At 66.2% G+C, this 5,537-nt stretch carries 6 protein-coding genes; 3 read left to right on the plus strand and 3 right to left on the minus strand.

What is annotated here, in order from left to right; genetic code table 11:
- The first annotated feature begins 85 nt into the window (after positions 1-85).
- Complete coding sequence (locus WA965_RS12605; RefSeq protein WP_526303117.1) at positions 86-856, plus strand: SDR family NAD(P)-dependent oxidoreductase; 771 nt, start codon at positions 86-88, stop codon at positions 854-856.
- Here WA965_RS12605 and WA965_RS12610 read toward each other — a convergent pair.
- The 3 genes from WA965_RS12610 to WA965_RS12620 all read right to left on the minus strand — a co-directional run bounded on the left by WA965_RS12610 (position 825) and on the right by WA965_RS12620 (position 3,114).
- Positions 825-1,490 (minus strand): TetR/AcrR family transcriptional regulator, encoded by a 666-nt coding sequence (locus WA965_RS12610; RefSeq protein WP_526303118.1) that lies wholly within the window; start codon positions 1,488-1,490, stop codon positions 825-827. The genes WA965_RS12605 and WA965_RS12610 overlap by 32 nt on opposite strands.
- A gap of 120 nt (positions 1,491-1,610) precedes the next feature.
- A complete protein-coding gene (locus WA965_RS12615; RefSeq protein ID WP_526303119.1) occupies positions 1,611-2,390 on the minus strand; it encodes an enoyl-CoA hydratase/isomerase family protein in 780 nt (259 codons plus the stop codon).
- A gap of 10 nt (positions 2,391-2,400) precedes the next feature.
- The gene (locus tag WA965_RS12620) at positions 2,401-3,114 is read right to left on the minus strand and encodes a TetR/AcrR family transcriptional regulator (protein ID WP_526303120.1); all 714 of its coding nucleotides are present in this window, start codon (positions 3,112-3,114) and stop codon (positions 2,401-2,403) included.
- 70 nt (positions 3,115-3,184) lie between these two features.
- Here WA965_RS12620 and WA965_RS12625 point away from each other — a divergent pair, with 70 nt between their 5' ends.
- Both WA965_RS12625 and WA965_RS12630 read left to right on the plus strand, forming a co-directional pair.
- Complete coding sequence (locus WA965_RS12625) at positions 3,185-4,243, plus strand: ferredoxin reductase (RefSeq protein ID WP_526303121.1); 1,059 nt, start codon at positions 3,185-3,187, stop codon at positions 4,241-4,243.
- Between the two features lie 35 nt (positions 4,244-4,278).
- Complete coding sequence (locus WA965_RS12630; RefSeq protein ID WP_526303122.1) at positions 4,279-5,382, plus strand: fatty acid desaturase family protein; 1,104 nt, start codon at positions 4,279-4,281, stop codon at positions 5,380-5,382.
- Positions 5,383-5,537: the final 155 nt, after the last annotated feature.

The following is a 5,537-nucleotide window of genomic DNA, read 5'->3' on the forward strand; positions in this document are numbered from 1 at the left end:
GCCCCCGCCGGTGTACATCCCGCCGCCCAACGTCAGTGTCTGCGCCGACGTCGGCCGCCGGATCAGCGTGAGCGGTTGCATCTAGGTGGATCGGGGCTCCTTCGACCGGCTGTTCGACATGACCGGCCGGACGGTCATCGTGACGGGCGGCTCCCGCGGAATCGGGTTGGCGCTGGCCGAGGGTTACGTCCTGGCCGGGGCGCGGGTGGTCGTCGCCAGTCGTAAGGCCGATGCGTGCGAGCAGGCCGCCACGCATCTGCGAGAGTTGGGAGGCGAGGCGATCGGCGTGCCCACCCACGTCGGAGACGTGGAAGACCTCGCGTCGCTCGTCGCGCGCACGGTCGCCGAGTTCGGCGGGGTCGACGTCCTGGTGAACAACGCCGCCAACCCGCTGGCCCAGCCCATGGGGCAGTTGACGGTCGACGCGCTGACGAAGTCGTTCGAGGTCAACCTGCGCGGACCGGTGGTCCTGACCCAGGAGGCGTTGCCCCATCTGAAGGCCAGTCCGCACGCCGCGGTGTTGAACATGGTCTCCGTCGGCGCGTTCATCTTCGCGCCGATGCTGTCGATCTACGCGTCGATGAAGGCCGCGCTGATGTCGTTCACCCGCTCGATGGCCGCCGAGTTCGTCCACGACGGCATCCGGGTCAACGCGCTGGCTCCCGGCCCCGTCGACACCGACATGATGCGCAAGAACCCACCGGAGGCCATCGAGGGGATGGTCAACGGCACGCTCATGCGACGGCTGGCCTCGGCCGACGAAATGATCGGTGCGGCATTGCTTTTGACGTCAGACGCGGGCAGCTACATCACCGGGCAGGTGATCATCGCCGACGGGGGCGGGACGCCGCGTTAGCACCGCCCTCGATCAGCGGGTCGAGAATCTCGGCCACTTGCGGGTAGACGATCGCGGGTGCCACCCAACGGGACAGGAACTCGCGCAGCTCGACGCCGTTGCGCTTGGGGTTTCCGGCGTCGATGAGAAATGAATTGAGGACCCGCAGCGAGAATTCGTTCAGCTCGTTGAGGGCGTGCTCGTCGAAACCGTTTGCCTCCCAGTCGACGTCGAGCCGGTGCAGCAGCGACCGGCCGAAGGTGTATGCGGTGTCGGTGGTGAAGGACCCGCCGACCGAATGCTTGCCCCGTTGGCTGAGCAGGAATCCGATCTGGGGATCGTCTGCCAGCGATTCGATCGTGAACGCCATGCCCTCGACCATCGCGGTGACGGGGTCGGTCTCGTCGCGCACCCGTCGTTCGAGGCGTCCCAGGAACCCGTCGGCCTTCTGCATCGCGCATGCCACCAATAGTGCCTCGGTGCTGGGGAAGTAGCGGTAGACGGTCTGGCGGGTGACTCCCAGATCGCGGGCCACGTCGGCGATGCGCATCGAGGAGCCTCGGTCCGCGACGATCCGGTCCGCTGAGGCCAAGATGCGCGCGATCGCCTCCTCGTCCGACGAGGGCGGGTTTCCAGACCAACCGTGGCTTCGCATTCGCTACCCCCTCTTTCCGCCACCCCTAATGCGCCGAAACTGTATTCCACGTGGGCTATCGGCGAAAAATCCCGCGTGGAATACAGTTTCGGCAGCGAGCCCTTCCGGCAGCAGGCCCGTCTAGTCCTTGCGCAGCACCGAAGCGGCCGCCTCGCGCATCTCGCCGCTCGTCGACGCCAGGATCTGGCTGCGGTTCTCCAGGTGCAGAGCGGCTTCCAGGCTGCCGGCGTCGACATTGGCCCACAGTACCTGCTTGGTCGACTCGAGGCCGAATTTACCGTAGCCGCAGAGTGTTTCGGCGATCGCCAGCGCGTCGTCGACGACGTTCTCGGCGAGCCGGGACACGATGCCCAGCCGAAGCGCCTCGTCACCGTCGACCGCCCGCGCGGTCAGGATCAGGTCGAACGCGGGCCCCGCCCCGATGATGCGCGGCAGCGTGTAGCTGACCCCGATGTCGCATCCGCCGAGCCCGAGCTTGATGAACTGGGTGCAGAACTTTGCCGACGCCGTGCCGATGCGGATGTCGCAGGCCAGCGCGATGCCGAAGCCACCGCCGTAGGCGACACCGTTGACGGCCGCGATCACGGGTTGGCGCAGGCGATGGATCTTCGCGGTGAGGTCGGCGATGCGCTCCTGCCACCGCATCCCCGAGCGCGGGAACTCGGTGCCGCCACCGGCTTCCGTCGGATTGGGTGCGGAAAGGTCCAGGCCCGAGCAGAATCCGCGACCGGCGCCGGTCAGCACGACGACCCGGCAGGTGTTGTCGACGGCGATCGCATCCAGCGCAGTGTGCAGTTCCTCGACCAGCTCGTAGGTCAGCGCGTTGAGTTTGTCCGGCCGGTTGAGCGTCAGGACGGTGATCTCGGGCCGGGGATGTGTCACTTCGAGGACGGACGCCATGCCCGTCACGTTAACTGCTGCGCCAGCCCGCCACGCCGACGGTGATCATCCGCAACTGCTTGATGGCGATGCGCTTGATCTCCTGGATGTTGTCGGCATCGGTGGTGTCCTCGAGCGACTCGGCGATCACGATCATCGAGTTGACGAACACGCTGGCCAGGATGTTGAGGTCCTCGCTGCTCCAGCTGTTCAGGCCGGGGAAGCGGGCCAGGTCGATGGCCAGTTCGGAGGTGATCAACCGGATCTCGGTGCGGATGGCATAGCGCAGCACGGCCACGCCGCTGGAGCGTTCGCGCCCGATGAAGCGCCAGTGCTCGCGGCGACCCTGGACGCCGTCGACCAGGATCTCCACCGACGACTCGATCACGCGGTTGGGATCGAGCTTGCCCGCGCGGGCCCCCCGCAACATGTCGCGCAGAGTGCGGAAGGACTCGTCGATCAGGACCAGGCCGAGGGATTCCATCGAGTCGAAGTGCCGGTAGAACGCCGCGGGGACGATGCCGGCCTCGCGGGTGACCTCACGCAGGCTCAGCGCGCTGAAACTCCGCTCGGCGAGGAGGTGCAGTGCCGCTTCCACGATCGCCCGTCGGGTGGCCTGCTTGCGCTGGTCCCTGGTCAGCGACTCTTTCTCAGCGTCGTCCCGGCCGCGCGAGGACGCCCTCGATCGCGACCGTCCCGACCTGCCCGAACTGTCCGAGTGTGATCTGGGCGTACGACTGTTCACTGGCTGTGAAACCTACCACAACCTTCAGGTATCCATTGACGTGAGGATCCCGTGCGGCAATGGTGTACACATGTTCACTGAAACTCTGACCAAGCGAGTTCGGCGGTCCACGCTGCTGGATTTGCTCACCGGTCCGCATGGCGTGGATCGCTTCACTGAGCTGGTCGACCCCACCTGGACGCGCGGCGACGCCCGCGCCCGGATCATCGGGGTACGGCGCACCACCACCCGCAGCGTGACGCTGACACTCGAACCCAACCGTGCTTTCACCGGCTTCCGCGCCGGTCAGCACATCAACCTCTCGGTCGAGATCGACGGTCGTCGGCGCACCCGGCCGTATTCGCCGGCCAACGCCGAGACCGACGGGCTCATCGAGCTGACCATCGGCCGCCACGACGGCGGGCTGGTGTCCACCTACCTGATCGAGCACGCCCGCAGCGGCATGGTTGTCGGGCTGGACTCCGTCGGCGGCGACTTCACGTTGCCCTCTGGGAGCGGTTCCCTACTGTTCGTCTCCGGCGGCAGTGGCATCACCCCGGTAATGTCGATGCTGCGCACGCTTCGCGCTCGGCGGCACACCGGAGCCGTGGCGTTCGTCCACTACGCCCGGTCCGCCGAAGAGGCGTGCTACCGCGACGAGCTCGCCGACATCGCCCGCGCGATGCCGAACGTCACGGTGCTGCACGGCTACAGCCGGACGACCACCGGGTCGGACCTGGCCGGCCGCTTCGGATCCGAGCATCTCGACGCGGCCCTGCCCGACGCCGACCACGTCTTCGTGTGTGGGCCGCCGGAACTGGTCGACGCGGTGCGATCGCTGCGCCCGGACGCCGCGTCGGAGAGCTTCGTGCCGCCGTTGTTCTCCGGTGAATCCTCCGGTGGCCAGGTGACTTTCGCCGACAGCGGCGTGGAGATCACCGACGACGGCAGACCGCTGCTCGATCAGGCTGAGGCCGCCGGCCTGACGCCGGAGAGCGGTTGCCGGATGGGCATCTGCTTCTCCTGCACCCGTCGCAAGACCAGCGGCGCAGTGCGCAACGTGATCACCGGCGCGGTGTCCAGCGCCGAAGAAGAAGACGTGCAGCTCTGCATCACCACCCCCGTCGGCGACGTCGACATTGCTCTTTGAAGCCCTTCAGAACCTCGACAGAAACGGAGATTCCAATGACTGTCACGACCCAACCCCAGGCCAAGACCCTCGAGAAGACGGTCGGGGGACGCACCATCACCATGACCCCCGAGCAGGCCGACGCATTCGGCCGCGAGCTCGACGAGCTCAAGGAAAGCGTCATCGCCGACCTCGGCGAACGCGACGCCACCTACATCCGACGGATGATCAAGGCGCAGCGCACCCTCGAGGTCGGCGGCCGGGCACTGCTCTTCGGCGGCATCTTCCCGCCGTTCTGGCTGGCCGGCACCGCGATGCTGAGCTTGTCCAAGATCATCGACAACATGGAAATCGGCCACAACGTCATGCACGGCCAGTACGACTGGATGGGCGACCCGAACATCTCGAGCAAGAACTTCGAGTGGGACAACGCCTGCCCCGGTGACCAGTGGCGGCACTCGCACAACTACATGCACCACACGTACACCAACATCGTCGGGCTGGACCGCGACATCGGCTACGGCATTCTGCGGATGAGCTCGGACCAGCGGTGGCGGCCCTACTACCTGGGCAACCCGGTGTATGCGTTCCTGCTGATGGTGCTGTTCCAGTACGGCGTCGCGCTGCACGAGCTGGAGAGCGAGAAGATCGCCTCCGGTGAGATCACGCTGACGGACAAGAAAGAGATCCTGTCGGGCATCTGGGCCAAGACCAAGCGGCAGACCCTCAAGGATTATGTGGCGTTCCCGCTGCTGGCCGGACCGTTCGCGCCGTGGGTCTTCACGGGCAACATGACCGCGAACCTGGTGCGCAACGTGTGGTCGTACATGATCATCTTCTGCGGGCACTTCCCGGAGGACGTGCAGGAGTTCTCGATCGAGGAGACCAAGGCCGAGACCCGTGGTCAATGGTACTTCCGCCAGATTCTCGGGTCGGCGAACCTGACCGGCGGCAAGCTGTTCCATATCCTCAGCGGCAACCTGTCGTTCCAGATCGAGCACCACCTGTTCCCCGACATCCCGGCCTTCCGGCACGCGGAGATCGCGCCCAAGGTGCAGGAGATCTGCGAGCGCTACGGCGTGCCCTACAACAAGGGCTCCCTGCCGCATCAGTTCGGGACCGTGGTGCGCAAGATCGTCAAGTTCGCCCTGCCGTTCTAGCTCTCCCTCTCTCCGCCGAAACGGTATTCCGCGGGCGTTGTCAAGCTGCGTGGAGTCGGTCGGGGTCGTTTTCGGCGGGAAGGTTGATGCCGACCACGGGGCTGGGGCTCTTGGTTCGTGGACGGTTGCGGAACCGTTCGGGGTGGTCTTCGTAG

Origin of the sequence: Mycobacterium sp. (assembly GCF_049683935.1) — a bacterium.
In the GTDB taxonomy this organism is placed as follows: domain Bacteria; phylum Actinomycetota; class Actinomycetes; order Mycobacteriales; family Mycobacteriaceae; genus Mycobacterium.

Excerpts from the sequence above, each read along its gene's own strand:
- WA965_RS12610 (WP_526303118.1), bottom strand. The coding sequence starts at position 1,490 with ATGCGAAGCCACGGTTGGTCTGGAAACCCGCCCTCGTCGGACGAGGAG.
- WA965_RS12625 (WP_526303121.1), top strand. The coding sequence starts at position 3,185 with ATGTTCACTGAAACTCTGACCAAGCGAGTTCGGCGGTCCACGCTGCTG.
- WA965_RS12615 (WP_526303119.1), bottom strand. The coding sequence starts at position 2,390 with ATGGCGTCCGTCCTCGAAGTGACACATCCCCGGCCCGAGATCACCGTC.
- WA965_RS12630 (WP_526303122.1), top strand. The coding sequence starts at position 4,279 with ATGACTGTCACGACCCAACCCCAGGCCAAGACCCTCGAGAAGACGGTC.